This is a genomic window from Geodermatophilus sp. URMC 64, from assembly GCF_053502555.1.
This window is the reverse complement of the sequence record NZ_CP199955.1, coordinates 5,448,925-5,466,020: the sequence shown is the minus strand read 5'-3', so window position 1 is coordinate 5,466,020 and position 17,096 is coordinate 5,448,925. Positions and strand designations below refer to the sequence as shown.

Sequence of the window (17,096 nt, the reverse complement as noted above, 5' to 3'; positions counted from 1 at the left end):
CGGTATTGCCCAGCAGATCCGATCTGTGGACGGTGGGCGCATGAGCCCGATCAGCTCGGCCAGCCCGGCCTTCACCGGCCGCGACCCGCAGAACCGGCTGTTCGGGCCGCTGCCCGACGTGCAGGGCGAGGCGGGCTACGACGGCGACCACCCGGCGCGGGTCGGCTTCTTCACGGACACCTCCGTCTGCATCGGCTGCAAGGCCTGCGAGGTGGCGTGCAAGGAGTGGAACACGCTGCCGATGGACGACTCGCACGGCCGGCAGAACGTGATCGGACTGTCGGGCATGTCCTACGACAACACCGGCCAGCTGGGCGCGAACACCTGGCGGCACGTGGCGTTCATCGAGCAGAGCCGCACGGTCGACCTGCCGATGCCCACTCATCGCCGGCCCGGCGACACCCGGCGGGACGCCGGCCCGTCCCCGGCGAACGCGCACGAGGACAGCCTGGCGGACGCGCAGCAGTCGGTGCTCAACGCCGAGGCGCTGTCGGAGTACGACCCGCAGACGGCGCAGAGCGGCACCGACACGCAGGTCCGCTGGCTGATGAGCTCCGACGTCTGCAAGCACTGCACGCACGCCGGCTGCCTGGACGTCTGCCCGACCGGCGCGCTGTTCCGCACCGAGTTCGGCACCGTCGTCGTCCAGGGCGACATCTGCAACGGCTGCGGCTACTGCGTGTCGGCCTGCCCCTACGGCGTCATCGAGCGGCGCAAGGACGACGGCCGGGCCTTCAAGTGCACGATGTGCTACGACCGGCTGACCGACGGGCTGATGCCGGCCTGCGCGACCGCCTGCCCCACCCAGTCGATCCAGTTCGGCAACCTCGACGAGCTGCAGGCACGGGCCGACGCGCGGCTCGAGACGCTCAAGCGCCAGGGCGTGGAGACGGCGCGGCTGTACGGGCGCGACGAGAACGACGGCGTCGGCGGCAACGCGGCGTTCTTCCTGCTGCTCGACGAGCCGGAGGTCTACGGCCTGCCGCCGGACCCGGTGGTCACCACCCGCGACCTGCCGGCGATGTGGCGGGCGGCGGCGAAGGGTGCGGCGATGGTGGTCGGCGTGGCGGTGTCCGCCGTCCTGGCGTCCTGGCGGCGCAAGTGACCGCGGGGGGCGGGCAGCAGGCGGACCGCGGGCCGGCGCGCCGGCGCAAGGGCGGCCGCGGGCGAGGGGCCCGCGGCGAGATCTCGATGGTCGACGACGTCGAGTTCACCTCCTACTACGGGCGCCCGATCCTCAAGCCGCCGGTGTGGAAGAGCCCGGAGGTGCCGCTCTACCTGTTCCTGGGCGGCGCGGCCGGGTCGTCGTCGGTCCTCGGCGCGCTCGGGGAGTTCACCAGGCGCCCGACCCTGACCAAGGCGGCGCACCTGCTGGCCGGCGGGGGCGCGCTGGCCTCGGTGGGGCTGCTCGTCGTCGACCTCGGCCGGCCGGAGCGCTTCCTGCACATGCTGCGGGTGTTCAAGCCGACGTCGCCGCTGTCGGTCGGGACGTACATCCTCTCGCCGTTCAGCGCGCTCACCGTGGGGACGGCGGGGCTGCACGTGCTCGGCCGGTTCCCGGCATTGCGCAAGATCGCCGCGGTCGGCGCCGGGGTGTTCGGCGGGCCGATGACGACCTACACCGCGGTGCTGCTGGCCAACACCGCCGTCCCGTCGTGGCACGCGGCGGGGGAGGAGCTGCCGTTCGTCTTCTCCGGTTCCGCGATGGCGGCCGGCGGGGGCATCACGATGGCGTTCTCGCCGGTGGCCGAGGCCGGGCCGGCGCGGAAGATGGCCGTCGCCGGGGCCGCGATCGAACTGGCCGCGATGCACCGGGTGGAGAACGGGCACGGGATCGTCAGCGAGCCGTACCACGAGGGCCGGGCCGGGACGTTCCTGCGCGTGGCCAAGGCGTGCACGGCGGCCGGCGCCGGGCTCGCCCTGCTGGCCGGCCGGTCCCGGCTGGGCGCGGTCGCCTCGGGCGTGCTCCTGGCGGCGGGCTCGCTGCTGACCCGCTTCGGCGTGTTCGATGCCGGCGTGGCCAGCAGCAAGGACCCGAAGTACACCGTCGTCCCGCAGCGCGAGCGGCTCGCCGCCCGGGAGAACGGGCACGCACCGACGATCAGCCGGTGACGGTCAGGCGACGCCGCTGTCGACCGACTGCTGCCAGGCCATCTCGTAGACGATCGCCCGCTTCTCGGTGTCGTCGAAGCGCACCTTCCGCCCGCGGTGGCCCTGCTCCGCGCCGGACTCCCCGTAGGAGCCGCTGCGGTACCAGTCGCCCTTGGCGGTGAGGAACCACGACCGGTCGTGGTAGTCGGGGCCGGCGAACGGCCAGCCCGACAGCCGGTGCAGGCCGCTGCGCCGCGTCTTCACCTTGTCGCAGATCTGCGGCAGCACGGCGAGGCACAGCGCGGTGAACTCCGCGGCCGGCAGGCGCCGGAGGACGTCGGCCGCCGACCGGATCTCCTGCTCGGTCCGCGGCTCGTCGACGTAGAGCAGCCAGAGGGCGTCCTCGGCGGAGAGCTCGAGCCGGGTGTTGCGCTGCCGGTGGCGCTCGGCCTCGGCGGCGGCCACGGCCTCTCGGATGCGGTGTTCCTCCGCCGCGGCGGCCGCCCGCTCCTGCATCCGCGCCCGGGCGAGGTCCCGGTCGCACACCCGCCAGCCGCGCCACAGGTCGGAGTGGTCGCCGCACACCAGGCGGGTGCACTCCGAGCACTCGCCGAGCGCGGGCTCTCCGCAGCGGCACAGCGCCGGGCCGGAGTCGTCGGCCCGCGCCTGCAGGTAGATCGTGCCGCAGCGTGCGCCGGCGGCCGGTTGGGCGCCGCCGACGCCGACCAGCTGGTCGACCGCGGCGACGGCGTCGCAGCGCCAGTAACCGGGCAGGAGCTGGGTGCGCGCATCCGTCGCCCCACAGGTGGGACAGGGCATGCCGGAGAGGCTAGGGGCGGGCCGGGCCGGCGAGCCCGGAACGAGAGCGTGTCGCAACCCGTCGGGCACGTCCGTCACAGGCGCCACGACGGCGTCAGTTGCCGCCCGGCTCGAGCGGGGTCTCCGGCTCGGGGGCCGGGTCCTCGGGGACGGGGTCGGCCACCACCGGCTGGTCGGCCGTGCGCACGTCGGCGTCCGGCTGGGAGGACGTCGGCGGCTGGTCCTCGGGGCCGGCCACGGCGTCGGTGTCCTCGCCCGACGGGACGACGACCTCCGGCGCGGGGACGACGACCTCGGGCGCGCTCGGGACCGGGACGGCGGGCGCCTCCTCGGCGGCGGCGCCGAGCTCGGCGGCCGGGCGGGCGGCGCGGACGACCGGGGCCGAGGTCGCGGGCGGGGCGGGCACGGTGGCGGCGGTCGCGGTGTCCGGGCTGCGGGTGGCGGGCGCCGCCGTAGGACGGCCGGTGGACGGGGCCGCCGAGGGGGCAGACGCGGCGACGGGTGTGCCGGCTGCCGCGGTGCCGAGCCAGACGAGCGAGCGGCCCAGCACGGGCAGCAGGCCGATGGCCACCAGCGCCAGCAGCGGGGCGAGCCAGGCGCGGCGCGATCCGCCGTCCGTCCGGGTGCTCGCCACGTTCCCAAGCTAGGCAGGACGGCGGCCGCGAGCGGGCAGGCCGCGGGGCGCTTGCGACGGCTGGGACCGCGGGGGAGGACGCGGCGCACCGGGCCGTGACCCCGCCGTCCTTTGGACGACGGGGTCACGGTCGTTCCGGCGCGCGGGAGCTGCCCCGTGGTCGGCTGCGCGTCGACGCCGGGGAACGAGGGGGCAAGTCGGGGGGCGTGCGAAATGCCGGGGCGGTTGCTGCACCCCGGCTCGTCGGAAGCAGGTTCACCCAGGACCGTGACCGCGGCAACCGCGGGGGCGTACCCCGCCGAGGGGACAAGCCCCGACGGCTGGGGCAGGAGTGCCCGGACGCGGCTGCTGAGCGGACGTGGCGCGGTGCGCCCCCTTGCGGACGGCGACGTCCGTCACGAATCTGCCCCGGAACGTCGGACGAGCCGACGACAGAACCGAAACGGGGACCCATGTCCACGCCTCCGTACGACCCGACCACCCCGCAGACCCCGCCGCCGCCGCAGGGCTACGCCCCGCAGCCCACGCAGGGTTACGCGGCCCCGGCGCCGCAGCCCTACGGCTACGCCCCGGCGCCGCAGGCGCCCGGCAACGGTCTCGGCGTCGCCGGCTTCGTGACCGGCCTGGTCGGCCTGGTCCTGTGCTGGGTGCCGTGGTTCGGCATGGTCCTCGGCCTCGTCGGTGTCGTGCTCGGCGGCATCGGCATCTCCCAGGGCAAGAAGAAGGGCGCCCCGACCGGCCTGGCGATCGCCGGCCTCGTCTGCGGCATCCTCGCCGTGCTCGTGTGGCTCCTCCTGCTGGCCTTCGTCTTCTCGATCGCCTCGTCGGTCTCGACCTTCTGAGGCTCGCTCCGGCCGCAGGCACGGGCCGGCGCCCTGGTCGCTCGACGACCGGGACGCCGGCCCGTCGTCGTTCCCGGCCGGTGCGGTCGCGTGGGACGCACGGGCCGCTTGTCAGCCGGGAGCCGGGTCCCCACTGTGGACCATGGCGTCGCCGGCGCCGGTACCCCTCGGCACGAGGAGCTGTCATGAGCAGCGACCAGCACGGCTTCAACCCGGACCAGCCGCCCTCCCGGGAACCCGGCGGGCCGCCGCCCTACGGGCCCGGCCAGCCGTCGTACGGCGCCGGGCAGCCCGGTGGCGGACCGCAGTACCAGGCACCGCAGCAGCCGCAGTACCAGGCCGGGCCGCAGACGACGCCGTACGGGCAGCCGCCGGGCTACGCGCCCGCGGGCTACTACGCGCCTCAGGCGGGCACCAACGGCCTGGGCGTGGCCGGTTTCGTCACCGGCCTCGTCGGGCTGGTCCTCTTCTGGCTGCCCTGGGTCGGCTTCGTGCTGGGCCTGCTCGGGGTCGTGCTCGGCGGGGTGGGCATCGCGCAGGGCAGGAAGAAGGGGATGAGCACGGGCCTGGCCATCGCCGGCCTGGTCTGCGGCCTCATCGCGGTGATCGCGTGGCTGGTCGTGGTGGTCGCGGTGACGTCGTCCTTCTCGTAGGACCGCCCCCGCTGCCCCGGAGGGGGTGCGACCGGCGGCAGTCGCTTGCCAGGCGGCGCACAGGTCAGCACTGTGGACCAGGCGTCGCCGGCGCCGGATCCGACGGGGTGAGGAGCTGACGTGAGCGACCAGTACGGGACCAACCCGGAGGAACCGAAGCGGCCCGAGGACGGCGTGCCGCCGTACGGGGCGCAGCAGGGCTGGGGCGCACCGCAGGAGCCCTGGTCCCAGCAGCCGACGCCCGGGCAGTACCAGCCCTACCAGCAGCCTGCGTACCAGCAGGCGATGCCGCAGCAGCCGATGCCCTACGGGCCGCCGCCGGGATACGCGCCCGCGCCGTACTACGCGACCCAGGCGCCGACCAGCGGGCTCGGGGTGGCCGGTTTCGTCACCGGGCTGGTGGGGCTGATCCTCTCCTGGATCCCGATCCTCGGCTTCCTGCTCGCCGCCACCGGCGTCGTCCTGAGCGGGGCGGGCATGTCGCAGGCGAAGAAGACCGGGGCGAGCAGCGGCCTCGCGATCGCCGGCCTGGTCTGCGGGATCATCGGGGTCATACCGGGGCTGATCGTCCTCGTCGCGTTCCTCTCGGCCTCGTCGGTCTGACGGCGCGGGGCCGACGTGCGGCCCTGACGCGCCGGAGCGCCTGGTCAGCGCTTAGGCTCTGCCCGCCTGCCCTCGGGGGGACCAGCGGTCACGGGGAGGACGACGAAACAGGAGCGCCGATGCCTGAGCTGAGCTGGGGAGCCGCGACCGATCCCGGGCTGCGGCCGGAGAACCAGGACCGGTTCGTGGTCGCGCCCCCGGTGTTCGCGGTGGCCGACGGCATGGGCGGCCACGTCGGGGGAGCGCAGGCGAGCGAGCACGCCGTCACCCGCCTCGCCGAGATCGCCGGTGGCCCCACGGTCGCCGTCGAGGCGATCCGGACGGCCCTCGAGCAGGCCGACAAGGACATCATGGCGTTCGGGGAGTCCGTCGACGCCAGCAGCAAGCCGGGGACGACGGTCGCCGGGCTGGCGCTCACCGAGCACGAGGGCACCCTGTGCTGGGCGGTGTTCCACATCGGGGACTCGCGCATCTACCGGTGGACGGGGGAGGGGCTGGAGCGGGTCAGCACCGACCACTCCGTCGTCCAGGCGCTGGTCGACGCCGGCGCGATCACCGAGGAGCGGGCGCTCACCCATCCGCAGCGGCACATGATCACCAAGGCTCTGGGGTTCGGGGACCGCGGCGAGCCCGACATCACGCTGCTGCCCGTGCAGGCCGGCCAGCGCTTCCTCGTCTGCTCCGACGGCCTCACCGGAGAGCTGACCGACGAGCGGATCGCCCAGCTGATGGCGATCGACACCGACGACCAGGTCCTCGCCGACCACCTCGTCGCCGAAGCGACGCACGGCGGTGCCCAGGACAACGTCAGCGTCGTCGTCGTCCGCGTGCGCGGCGACGGCGCGGCCTCCTAGGTCATCGAAAAGGGCACCCTCCCGCACCGGATCCGGCCACGGGGCCGCCACGGTCGTCCCCCTTGGCAGCTGATCGCTGCAGCACCCGACGGAGCCCCCGAGAATCCGATGGCGGGCAACGTCAACACATTGCATGCGGAAGACTTGGGGGATTCTTCGCGCTCGCGCAGGCGACCTCCTTCAATGTAGTGAGACGACGATGTCCCGCCCGCAGAAATGGTCGATACTCGCTGCGGAAGCTTGACTGCCGTCCGGCCAGAAATGATCGATGGCTCGAACAGTGGAGGGTCATTGCTCGCCTCGCTCCGGCGGCGGAATGCTGGTGGCCTGGCGGTGGGCCTGGCCGATTCCGCGGTGGCGAGCATCGGCAATCTGGGATGCAGCATCATTGCTGCACACAGTGCTTCGCTGGCGGGTTTCGGTGCGTTCTCGACGGCGATGCTCGTGCTGATCCTGGTCACGATGGCCTGCCGGAGCTCGCACGGTGATCCGCTGGTCCTGCGTTCCCGGTCGCGACAGGACGCGGACGAAGACCGCCGTCGATCCACGACCTCCGTTCTTCGGCTCGGTGTCGCCCTCGGGCTCGTCGTCGTCATCTCCGGCGTCGCCCTCGGGCTCCTCGGGCCGTCCGGGTTCGACGACGCCGTCCTCGTCGTGCTGGTCAGCGGCACGGCGCTGCCCCTGCTGTGCCTCCAGGACCACCTGCGCTGGGTCGAGTTCGCCCGTGGGACCGCCGGTCGGGCGCTGCTGAACGACTCGCTCTGGACGGTCTGCTCGATCGCGGCGCTTCTCTTCGCAGCGCTCGTCACACCGCACGACGTGCCCGGCTGGCTCTGCCTGCTGCTCTGGAGCTGGAGCGTCTTGCCCGCCGTCGTGGTCGCGGTCGTGCTCGGCCGCGTCCCCCTGACGCTGCGCGGTGGACCGGGCTGGCTGCGCCCCAACCGGACGCTCATCACGTCTCTGGTCAGCGACTTCGGTCTGACGCAGGCCACCGCCCAGGGCGCCACGCTGGTGATCGCGGCCCTCAGCGGCCCCCTCGCCATGGCGTTCATCCGCAAGGGGCAGGTGTGGATGGGGCCGACCGCGGTTGCCACCATGGGGCTGCTCTCCGCGCTGCAGCCGATCCTGGTGCAGCAGGCGGCTCGCGGGCACGCCGCCGCGGTCCGGCTCGCCACGATCGCCGGGCTGGTGGGTGGCGGCTTCTTCCTCGCCTACGGACTCGTTGTCCTGGCCCTGCCCGTGGACGTCGCCACCGTCGTCACCGGCTCGGGATGGCCGCAGGTGCGGCCGTTCGTCGTGCCGCTGACGCTGCAGGCGGCAGCCGGAATGCTGGGCGGTTGCCTCGGCCTGGCCCTGCGTACGACGGGGCTCTTGCAGCGACAGGTGCGCTGGCGGTGGGTCCTCGGTCCGGCGTCCGTGGCCTCGATCGCCGTGGTCACCCTGGCGGGCGGTCCGGAGGCCGGCACCTGGGCACTCGCCCTCACCGCGCTGATCACGGCCGGGGCCTGGTGGTTCCTCCTGGCCACGTCCGACAGGAGGGACGACGCCCGTGTCCTCGTCGCATGAGCACGACGTCCCCGCAGACCGTCTGGACGGACGAGCGCGGGCGGCAGGGACGCCGCTGGCCGCCCGCGTCCTCGCCCTCCTGCTCGCCGTCACCGCCTCGGCTCCGTTCGCCGGCAGCGGGCCCGTGGTGTTCGGACTCGGGTTGCTCTGCCTCGCGTACGCGCTTTCCGGCGGCAGACTCGTGTCCCCCGGCCGCGTGCTGGTCGCCTTTCTCGTCTGGTGCACCGCCTCGCTCGCCTGGTCGGTGACCCCCGGCCAGACGATCCGCGGCGTCCTCGTGTCGGTCGCCCTCTCGCTCGGGGTCGCGACGCTGGCCGCCCGGCTCGGCCAAGCTCGCTCGCTGGAGGCGCTCGGCACGGCCCTGAAGGCGCTGATCCTGCTCAGCTGGGCGCTGTACCTGGCGGTCCCGTCGATGGGAACCGAGCAGGAGCTCTACCACCACGGTGCGCTGACCGGGGTCTTCGTCCAGCGCAACTCGGCCGCCTTCGTCATGGCAGTGGCGGTGCTGACCTTCTTGTTCCGCGCCCTGAGCGACGCCTCGCGCCGGCGCTCCGCCGTGCTGTGGACGATCGTCGCGGCGGCGACGCTCGTGGCGACGCAGAGCGGCACCGGGCTCGCGGTGACCACGGTGTGCGCCCTGGGCATGCTGGTGACGGTCACCGCGCGGCGCTGGTCGCGGGTGACCAAACGCTGCGTGCTCGCGGTCGTCCTCGTCGTGGCCGCCTTCCTGGCTCTGCGAGCGCAGGCCGTGATCGGCCTCGTGAGCGAACTCCTGGGGCGCGACGACACACTGACCGGTCGCACCGTCATCTGGGCCGCGATCGAGCCGTACATCGCGGCCCGGCCGTGGCACGGCTATGGCTGGGATGCCCTGTGGACCGCGGACTCGCTGATCACCCGGGCGATGTGGGCCGTCGCGGGGTTCCGATTCCCGCATGCGCACGACGCCTATCTCGACGTCCTGATGCAGTGCGGCATCGTCGGTCTCGCGCTGCTCGCGCTGGCCTTCCTGCGCGTCCTCGCTGCGTCCGGGCGGGCGGTGCTCGGGGGCTCGGCCGCCGGCGCGTGGCCGATGGTCGTCACCGTGCTCCTGCTGCTCTACGGGATCTCTGAGCAGTCCTTCATGGGCTACTTCGGCTGGCTGGTCCTCGTCCTGGCGGCCACGCTGACGCGGACACGCGCGAGCGCTCCCGGCCCCGCGGTCGTGGGCGGGTCCCGGCGTTCCGCGCGCCGCACTGTTCCGGCCTGAGCGGGTGCCGGCATCCCACCGCCGGCAGTGCGTCGCGCCCCGAGCGTGCTCAGGCGGAGGGCGGAACGAGCCGGACGACGGACTGGATGAAAGCCTCGCGGGAGAAGTCGCGCTCCAGGATCTCCCGCCCGCGGAGGGACGCCGCTCGGAGCGATGCCGGATCCAGGTCCTGCAGCGCCGCCGGGAAGTCGGCGGGGGTGTGGACGACCCGCAGCGCCGCCTCGTGCGGGATGCCCTCCAGGGCTACGGGCGTGGCGAGGAGCGGCACCCCGAGGGACATGAGGGTGAGCGTCTTCAGCTTCACGCCCGCGCCGGCCCACACCGGCACCACGCCTGCGGCGACGCCGGCGCAGGCGTCGGCGAGCTCCGGCACGTAGCCGCGGTAGTCGACGTAGGGGAGGGATTCCAGCGCGGCGACCTGCCGGTCGCTCGCACCGGCGCCGACCACCCGGAGCGTCCAGCCGCCGTCGCGAAGGTGGGCGCCGGAGGCGTCGAGGAAGCGGAGGAGTCCGTCCCAGTTGGGTGTGTAGCTCAGCGTGCTGAGCCACAGCAAGGTCCGGCTGTGGGGATCCAGGCCAGGAGCCGGGGTGCCGGTTCGGAGAGCCGAGGGGATCGTCGTTGCCGGGACGGACCCGAAGTGCCGGCGCAGCCGCCCGCCCTCCTCGTCGGAGGTCACGACGACCTCGTCGACGCCGCGCAGCGCGCGCCTTTCGAAGGCCCAGTGGAACGGCAGGGCGGTGAGTGCCCGGGCCTTGCCCGTCACGGAGCTGACCGTCCGCAGGGCATCGAGATCGGAGGCGGTGAGGACGTTCGACTTGTCCCAGAGCACGCGGGAGGCGCGGACCGCGTCGGCGAAGACACCGGCAGGCTCGCCGACCAGAACGGCCAGGTCGAAGGGTTCCCGGCACAGCTCCCGCACGGTTCGTGCCACGTCCGGGCCCCACTGGCGGTAGACCCATGGCGGGGTCCTCGTGGCGAGTCCGCGCGTCACGCGCGCGACGCGGGCGCCGGTCGCCCGCAGGTCGCTCTGCCACGGGTCCCTCACCACGACGTGCGCTGTCCCCAGCTGCTGCCTGAGCGCGCGGACGTCGTCGTCAGTGGTCTCCGGGCGCCGGATGCAGACGGCCGTCAGCTCCGACGACGCGGCCAGCGCCTCGAGCAGCATGAATCGGCGCAATGCGTCGCCGTGGTCCTGCGGCCAGGGGAAGAAGGTGACGACGGCCAGCACGCGGGGGCGGGTGGCACCCGACGAGGGAGCCGCGGTCAGGTCATGCGGCGAGTGCACGGCGGTAGACCTCCTGCACGAGGGTCAGCTGTTCGGCGGCGCCGGGGCGCGCGAGGTACGTGCGGCGGGCGGCGGCGCCCAGGGCTGCGAGGCCGGTCGGGTCGAGCACCTTCCCCACCAGTCGGGCGATCTCGGCAGCGTCGGCATCGACGTCGAACAGGAGCCCGTTGACGCCGTCCTCGATCACCTCGGGGCACCCACCGATCCGTGGCGCGATCATCCCTCGTCCCATGGACGCGGCCTCGAGCAGCACGAGCGGCAGGCCTTCCCACCGCGAGGTCGATACGAAGAGGTCGGCCAGCGCCAGGAACGACGCGACGTCGTCCTGGTCGCCGACGAACTCCAGCCCCGGGATGCCGCGACGTACGACCTCGTCGCGGCACTCGGCGAGCAACTCGCCACCGCCGACCCAGAAGGCGCGAACCCGCTGCATGCCGGTGTTCAGCGCGGCGACGACGTCCAGGAACCGGTGCGGGTCCTTCTGCGGGCTCAGGCGGCCCACCGCGACGAGGGTCGGCAGGGGCGCTCCGGTCGTGGCCGGCAGGGCGAGGCTGCGTCCGACGCCGAGGTCGGGGACGGAGTTGGCCACCGTGGCGATACGTCGAGGGTCGCGGCCGAAGTCGTGGACGAGCATGTCGGCCACAGTGCGGCCGCAGGCGATGAGGTGGTCGCCACGGAACGAGAGCCAGCGGTCGGGACCCGGGCGGAAGATGTTGTGCACGTGTTCGACGACACGAGCCCGCGTGCCCGAACGCGCTGCACGAGCCTGCAGGGCGACACCGCGCTGGTGCGCGTGGACGATGTCGAAGGCACCGCTGCGGATGTGTGCCGTCAGCCAGGTGGCGTAGCGCAGCTTCTCCACGGCGGTCGTCCGCGGGGGTGCGTGCAACCGCTCCACGCCATCGGGCAGATCGTCCCAGAGGGGGCCGCCCGCTTCGGCGGCCACGGTGACCGCGTGCCCTCGCTCGGCGAGCCCTCGGCTGAGGTCGACGACGACCCGCTCGAGTCCGCCGCGTTCCAGAGCGTCGGTGAGCATGAGCACCCGCGGTGGGTGCGGTGCCGTCGTCATGCCGACGGGACTGCGGTGCGGCGGCGGACCTGCTTGGCGGCCGCCCCGAGGACCACGGATGCCGTGACGTCCTCGACCTCCGCGACGGCGGCCATCCCTTGGCGGGCCAGCAGTCGGGCGATCTGCTGCTGGTGGTCGTCCACGTGCTCCCGGCGTCCCGCCCGCCGGGGGACGACGACCGGGAAGTGGCCGGCCTCGAACAGGGTGATCGCGGTCCCCACGCCGGCATGGGTGATGACGACGTCGGCCGCCCGGCAGCGAGCCTCGAACTCGTCGCTCGTCATCGTGCTCATCACCTGTCCGGGCAGGTCGTCGCGCGTCGTGGCACCCAACTGCCACACCGTCCGCTCGTCGGCCAGCCCGGTGGCCAGCACGGCATCCACGAGGGAATCGAAGCGGTAGGGATGGATCGTCCCCAGGCTGACGAACAGCCGGGGGCGAGCGTCGGGTGATGCCGGCGCCCTCGAGGGCAACACCTCCCATCCGGACAGCAGGCTCGGGTAGGGCAGCCATCGATCGGTCGCCCATTCCACGTGCGGGGTGTAGAGGCGGGCCAGGCGCAGGCCGGCGACGATGCGGCCGGTCATCGACGGTCCGTCGAAACGGGCGATGCTCTCGACGTAGTGGGCGGGTATGCGCAGCGAGCGCGCGGCGAGGAAGGCGCTGAGCGCCACCCCGGCGCCCGTGCTGACGACGGCGGCGGGCCGTGCCTCCTCGAGGATGCGGCGGAAGGGCGCGATCGCGCGGAGCACGGCGCGGTGATCCCGGGGCCTGATGTAGGGCAGGAAGTGGGCCGGGCGATCCGTGAGGAGAGAACGGGACTGTGCCGAGTCGAACGTGACCCAGGGGGAGTCTGCGGCGGCTCCCATCGCGTCGGCCAGGCGATGGAGTTCGGTCAGGTGGCCGCCGGTCGAGGCGACGAACAGCACACGCTTCCCGGCAAAGGCCAGCGGGGCGCCCGGTGCAACCACGACATCGGTCGTGGGGTGCGGGCGATCGTCGTCGTGCGTCCCCACCGACACCACGTGCACCTCTTCCTCTCATGGCGATGCCCCCGTGACCCCGGCGGGCACTCGTCTTCGGTCGCTCGAATGGTCCACGAAATGCAAGCCGACCGGCCTCCTCGTGCGAGCGCTCTCGCCCGCATGAGCGAGAACCGTGTGATGCACCTCACCAAGTGTGGAAAGGTGTTCAGGGATCGCGTCGCTCCTTCGGGGGGCTGCCCGCTATTTCAAGCGATGAATGGTGCTCCCCGGGAGCTACATTTTCGCGGGCCCACATGGGGGAGTCCATTTCCGAGTTTCTGGGGGAACAGGTCGCATGGAGACGAGGGACATCGTGAACGCCCTCCGGGCACGGTGGTGGATGCTCGTGGCGGGCCTCGTGCTGGGCGGTGCATCGGGGCTGGGCGCCACGAGTGCGATGACCCCGCAGTACACGTCCACGATCCAGTTCTTCGTCTCCACCACGGGGTCGACCTCGACGTCCGAGGTGCTCCAGGGTGGCCAGTTCTCGCAGGCGCGGATCGCGTCGTACGCCGAGCTCCTCCAGGGCGATCAGTTGGCGCAGCGGGTCATCGACCGTGCTGACCTCGACATGACTTCCGAGGAACTGACCGCGCACGTGACGGTCGAGGCCGTGCCCGAGACCGTGCTGCTCGACGTGGCCGTGGCAGATCCGTCGGCCGCTCGCGCCCTGGCCATCGCCGACGCCTTCGGTACCGAGTTCACCGACATGGTGGCCGGCCTCGAGAGCTCCGATGTTGCCGGCGGCACCGCCGTCCGCGTCACGGTCGCGGATCCGCCCGAGCTGGCGATCGAGCCGAGCTCCCCCGATCCTCTCGAGAACGTGGGCATCGGCCTGCTCGGTGGCCTGGTGCTGGGTGCCGGCATCGCGGTGCTGCGTGCGCGGCTGGACCGGACGGTGAAGAACGAGAATGACACCACGGCCGTGACAGACGTGCCCGTGGTGGGCGTGACGCTGCGCGACCCCGGCGCCACGAAGGATCTCCGCGCCGGCGATGCTGTCGTCACCGAGGACTACCGGCGGCTGCGGGTGAACTTCCAGTTCTTGGACGTGGACAGTCCGCCGCGAGTGGTCATGGTGTCCAGCGCGCAGGCCAGCGAGGGCAAGTCGACGCTGACCGTGGGGCTGGCCATGGCCCTCGCGGAGGTCGGCAACCGGGTCGTGATCGTGGACGCGGACCTGCGACGCCCCCGTGTGGCGCAGATCCTCGGATTGGTCGAGGACGTCGGCCTGACGAACGTGTTGGCCGGTGGCGCGGACCTCGAGGACGTGATCCAAGCGTCACCGACCAGCAGCGTCGCCGTCCTCGGGGCCGGTCCGACGCCCCCGAATCCCGGCCGGCTGCTCGTCTCGGAGAACATGCGCGCCCTCATCGAGAAGCTGCGGGCCGAGTTCGACGTGGTCCTGGTCGACGCGCCACCCGTGCTCCCCGTGGCGGACGCGGCGCAGATCGCGACAGTGGTCGACGGTTCGCTCGTCGTGGTCCGCTACGGCAGTACCCGGACGGATCACCTCGAGCAGGCGGTAGGGGCGCTCGAGCAGGTCGGCGGTGCTCCGCTCGGCTTGGTGATCACGATGGTGCCCCGTGGTGCGGACCTCGCGAATGCCCGGGGCCTCGCCACTCGATACGGCTACGCCGCCACGACCTGAGTCCTCACCTCCCCGGACGCTCGGACAACGGTGGCGCGGTCGTGCCCGCGCCGCCTCAGGCCTTGCCAGTGCGTCACGCCATGACACCTCTCACCCCGCCTTCGCGAGCGCTGCACACTGTTCCGGTGCCCCGCAGCCGGACGAGCGACGTCTTCACCGTCCTCCTCGTCTGCACGGGGAACATCTGCCGCTCGGCCCTGGCGGAGCGGCTCGGGCGGGCCTACCTGCACGACGTGCTCGGGGAGCGCGCCGGACTGATCCAGCTCCGCAGCGCCGGCACCGGGGCCGTCGTCGGCGCGGGGATGCATCCGGACAGTGCTCTCGTCCTGCGCAACTTCGGTGGCGAGCCGGGGCACTTCGTCGCGCGCCAGCTGCAGCGGGTGCACGCCGACGGAGCCGACCTGATCCTGACCATGACCCGCCGCCACAGGGGCGACGTCCTCCAGACCTCGCCGCGCGCGCTGGCCCGGACCTTCACGCTCAGGGAGGCCGCGAGCCTCCTCCGGATGCTGGGGGATGTCGCGCCTCGGGGCTCCGACGTCCCGTCCCTGGCGCGCGATCTCGTGAGAGAGATGGCCACTGCTCGCGCGCGCCACGTGAGCAGCCAGGACGACGACATCCTCGATCCGATCAACCTGGCGGTGGAGGCGCATCAGGAGGCCGGGGAGCTCATCGCCGCAGCACTGTTGCCGCTCCTGCAGCGATTCGCCGGGCTCGGGATGGCCGGCGCAGACGGCGCCCCGAGCGGCAGGCTCGTGGACGACGACCGCGACCCCCGCGCGGATCCGTCAGCCTCCCTGACGTGATGCGTGGGTGACCGGATGACTCACCGGCCGGCCGGCGCTCGCATCGCATGGTGCTGCACACCTCAGCACGGAGCAGCTGCCGGAGTTCGCCGCCGGCGGTTGACTTCTTTCGGGTGTACCACTCAGGTTCGGCGCCTGGTCTGCCGATGAGTCCAGCGTGTGGGTCTGGTGGGTCCTGGGCGGCCTCGGTGCATGGCTCGCCGTCGGTCTGCTCGTCGGTGTCGTCATCGGCCGGGGCATCCGGCTGGCCGATCGTCACGAGGCGGACGGCGTCCTGACGACGGCGGGGCTCCCTGGCCCGGCCTCTGCACCTGTCCTCGCCCGTGAGCCGCGCCGACGTGTCCCTCTCCCGCCGATCGGCATCGCGCTGGCGGCGCTCGCCGTCGCGCTGGAGACCATCGGGTTCGTCCTCAGGCTGAACGGTTCGACGACGCGTGCGCTCTCCATGGACGCGCCCTACTCCGCACCGCGCCTGTTCGTCGCCCTGCTCTTCGCCGGCGCCGCGCTCGTCGCGCTGGCCGGGGCCGGCGCGATGCCGGGCCGCCGGACGTGGTGGACTGCCGTCGGTCTGGTCGCCGGTGTCATCGCCGCGGTGAAGGCCGGCAGCACCGTGCACGCGGACGGCTTGCACGCACTCGGCGCCGCTGTCGGCGCGACCGCGGCCACGGCGCTCAGCGTCGTCGCGGCCGCGACGGTCGTCGGTGCACTGTGGTTCCTCAGCCGCACCGAGCGGCGTGACCGCGCTCGGGTCCTGGGCTCCTTGGCCGGTTACGCCGTGGCCTCGGTCGGCCTGTCCGCTCTCTCGGGCATCGCGGGCCCCGCGTGGAGCGCCGCGGCGACGTACGTCGAGGAGTCGGGCGAGGCACTCGCCGGCGTCGCCGTCTTCATCGCGGTTCTCGCTGGTGTCGCGCCGCGTCTGGTTCTGCCTGCCGGCTGGCCGCTACGCCGCGAGGTGGATGCGCAGACGCTGGACCTCCCCGAACGGGTGTCCGGTCAACGGGCCGTTCGGGACGCACGCGGCTGAACTTCCCGGACCGGGCCGAGCGGTCCGCAACGGATTCATTGACCCCACATCTGTTGGGTATGGGGCGAGCATGGCCAGGTACCGGCTCGTCACGACCGCAGGCTCGGTGCTGCCCGACCAGGAGTTCGAGGGAGCGGGCACTGAAGGCGCGGCCATCGAAGGAACCATGCGGGCCATCCGGCATCGACTCGCCGCCACTCGGACCGGGGCGCGGCAGTCCGACCAGTACGTGTTGCAAGTCCGTGACGGCCGCTATTGGAGGCCCGTCCGTCTCCTCACGTCCGGGCCCACCCCTGCCCACAGCTAGTGCCGCGTCAGGCAACCTCTGCCCTGGCGGGGGGACGGGCCGGCCGCGATACCGCCGAATGTCGCCTGACGGCGGGATCCCGAGTTCGGTGAACCACCACGATGCGCCTCTTGGTGGGTATCCGATCCACTCCGCCTACGGGAGCGACGGCGAGCCGACGTCGCGGCACATCCGAAGCAGCGGCACTCCGTCCACGCCGGCTCGGTGACCGGTAGCAGTGCGCGGTTCCGGCGCCTTCTCGTTGCCGGAAGGCGCCGTGTCCGCACATCGCTCGCCTGCCGAGAACCGCGACAGCAGCGGGACTGATCTGCCGCACGAGGGCGAGGGTTCGCAGCCACGGCACCAGCTCCCTCGACTGATCCGCGGATCCCGCCTCACGAGCGGTGGCGGACGGCGATCAGCGGCCGTGCCTTCCTCCCGTCGTCGCGCCATCCGACCCGGCCTTCGACGGGGGCGGAGTCGCCGGCTCGTGTGCGGCCATCCTCGGGGCAGTGCCCCTCCTTCTCGTCGGCCACCCGGATCCCGTGCACGATCGCCAGAGCCACGATCGCGGAGATGGCCAGCCAGGCCATCCCGATGACCAGCACCCAGGTCATGAGCGTCCTCGAGTGAGGCGGG

17 protein-coding genes are annotated in these 17,096 nt (G+C 72.9%); 11 read left to right on the top strand and 6 right to left on the bottom strand.

The features are described from left to right. Nucleotides 1-40 precede the first annotated feature (40 nt). A complete protein-coding gene (locus tag ACWIYF_RS26790; protein WP_448625867.1) occupies nucleotides 41-1,105 on the top strand; it encodes a 4Fe-4S dicluster domain-containing protein in 1,065 nt (354 codons plus the stop codon). After that, on the top strand, nucleotides 1,102-2,112 hold the full coding sequence (gene nrfD, locus ACWIYF_RS26785; RefSeq protein WP_448625866.1) for an NrfD/PsrC family molybdoenzyme membrane anchor subunit: 1,011 nt from the start codon (nucleotides 1,102-1,104) through the stop codon (nucleotides 2,110-2,112). The genes ACWIYF_RS26790 and nrfD overlap by 4 nt, the downstream gene beginning before the upstream one ends. 3 nt (nucleotides 2,113-2,115) lie before the next feature. Here nrfD and ACWIYF_RS26780 read toward each other — a convergent pair whose 3' ends face one another. Beyond that, on the bottom strand, nucleotides 2,116-2,910 hold the full coding sequence (locus tag ACWIYF_RS26780; protein WP_448625865.1) for a hypothetical protein: 795 nt from the start codon (nucleotides 2,908-2,910) through the stop codon (nucleotides 2,116-2,118). Nucleotides 2,911-3,004: 94 nt separating this feature from the next. Continuing rightward, entirely contained in the window at nucleotides 3,005-3,544 is a 540-nt protein-coding gene (locus ACWIYF_RS26775) for a hypothetical protein (protein ID WP_448625864.1), read from the bottom strand. A gap of 452 nt (nucleotides 3,545-3,996) precedes the next feature. Here ACWIYF_RS26775 and ACWIYF_RS26770 point away from each other — a divergent pair, with 452 nt between their 5' ends. From ACWIYF_RS26770 to ACWIYF_RS26745, 6 genes are all read left to right on the top strand, one after another. Continuing rightward, on the top strand, nucleotides 3,997-4,386 hold the full coding sequence (locus tag ACWIYF_RS26770) for a hypothetical protein (protein ID WP_448625863.1): 390 nt from the start codon (nucleotides 3,997-3,999) through the stop codon (nucleotides 4,384-4,386). A gap of 185 nt (nucleotides 4,387-4,571) precedes the next feature. After that, nucleotides 4,572-5,039: a hypothetical protein gene (locus ACWIYF_RS26765; RefSeq protein WP_448625862.1), complete on the top strand. Its 468-nt coding sequence runs from the start codon at nucleotides 4,572-4,574 to the stop codon at nucleotides 5,037-5,039. A 120-nt stretch (nucleotides 5,040-5,159) separates the two neighbouring features. After that, a complete protein-coding gene (locus tag ACWIYF_RS26760) occupies nucleotides 5,160-5,642 on the top strand; it encodes a DUF4190 domain-containing protein (RefSeq protein WP_448625861.1) in 483 nt (160 codons plus the stop codon). 119 nt (nucleotides 5,643-5,761) lie between these two features. Continuing rightward, nucleotides 5,762-6,496: a PP2C family protein-serine/threonine phosphatase gene (locus ACWIYF_RS26755; protein WP_448625860.1), complete on the top strand. Its 735-nt coding sequence runs from the start codon at nucleotides 5,762-5,764 to the stop codon at nucleotides 6,494-6,496. A gap of 438 nt (nucleotides 6,497-6,934) precedes the next feature. Further along, entirely contained in the window at nucleotides 6,935-8,062 is a 1,128-nt protein-coding gene (locus ACWIYF_RS26750; protein ID WP_448625859.1) for a hypothetical protein, read from the top strand. After that, nucleotides 8,046-9,311 carry an O-antigen ligase family protein gene (locus ACWIYF_RS26745; RefSeq protein ID WP_448625858.1) on the top strand — a complete coding sequence of 422 codons (1,266 nt, stop codon included), beginning with the start codon at nucleotides 8,046-8,048 and terminating at the stop codon, nucleotides 9,309-9,311. The genes ACWIYF_RS26750 and ACWIYF_RS26745 overlap by 17 nt, the downstream gene beginning before the upstream one ends. A 49-nt stretch (nucleotides 9,312-9,360) precedes the next feature. Here ACWIYF_RS26745 and ACWIYF_RS26740 read toward each other — a convergent pair whose 3' ends face one another. The 3 genes from ACWIYF_RS26740 to ACWIYF_RS26730 are packed head-to-tail and all read right to left on the bottom strand — an operon-like array spanning nucleotide 9,361 to nucleotide 12,417. Continuing rightward, complete coding sequence (locus ACWIYF_RS26740) at nucleotides 9,361-10,596, bottom strand: glycosyltransferase (protein WP_448625857.1); 1,236 nt, start codon at nucleotides 10,594-10,596, stop codon at nucleotides 9,361-9,363. Continuing rightward, entirely contained in the window at nucleotides 10,580-11,665 is a 1,086-nt protein-coding gene (locus ACWIYF_RS26735) for a glycosyltransferase (protein ID WP_448625856.1), read from the bottom strand. Before ACWIYF_RS26735 ends, ACWIYF_RS26740 begins: the two co-directional genes overlap by 17 nt. Continuing rightward, entirely contained in the window at nucleotides 11,662-12,417 is a 756-nt protein-coding gene (locus tag ACWIYF_RS26730; RefSeq protein ID WP_448625855.1) for a glycosyltransferase, read from the bottom strand. The genes ACWIYF_RS26735 and ACWIYF_RS26730 overlap by 4 nt, the downstream gene beginning before the upstream one ends. A 490-nt stretch (nucleotides 12,418-12,907) precedes the next feature. On the opposite strand from ACWIYF_RS26730, the gene ACWIYF_RS26725 reads away from it, so the two are divergent. The 3 genes from ACWIYF_RS26725 to ACWIYF_RS26715 all read left to right on the top strand — a co-directional run bounded on the left by ACWIYF_RS26725 (nucleotide 12,908) and on the right by ACWIYF_RS26715 (nucleotide 16,171). Then, on the top strand, nucleotides 12,908-14,341 hold the full coding sequence (locus tag ACWIYF_RS26725) for a polysaccharide biosynthesis tyrosine autokinase (protein WP_448625854.1): 1,434 nt from the start codon (nucleotides 12,908-12,910) through the stop codon (nucleotides 14,339-14,341). A gap of 41 nt (nucleotides 14,342-14,382) precedes the next feature. Next, nucleotides 14,383-15,147: an arsenate reductase/protein-tyrosine-phosphatase family protein gene (locus ACWIYF_RS26720; RefSeq protein WP_448625853.1), complete on the top strand. Its 765-nt coding sequence runs from the start codon at nucleotides 14,383-14,385 to the stop codon at nucleotides 15,145-15,147. A 157-nt stretch (nucleotides 15,148-15,304) separates the two neighbouring features. Beyond that, complete coding sequence (locus ACWIYF_RS26715; protein WP_448625852.1) at nucleotides 15,305-16,171, top strand: hypothetical protein; 867 nt, start codon at nucleotides 15,305-15,307, stop codon at nucleotides 16,169-16,171. 681 nt (nucleotides 16,172-16,852) lie between these two features. Here the strand turns inward: ACWIYF_RS26715 and ACWIYF_RS26710 are convergent. Beyond that, complete coding sequence (locus ACWIYF_RS26710) at nucleotides 16,853-17,074, bottom strand: hypothetical protein (protein WP_448625851.1); 222 nt, start codon at nucleotides 17,072-17,074, stop codon at nucleotides 16,853-16,855. Nucleotides 17,075-17,096 lie beyond the last annotated feature (22 nt).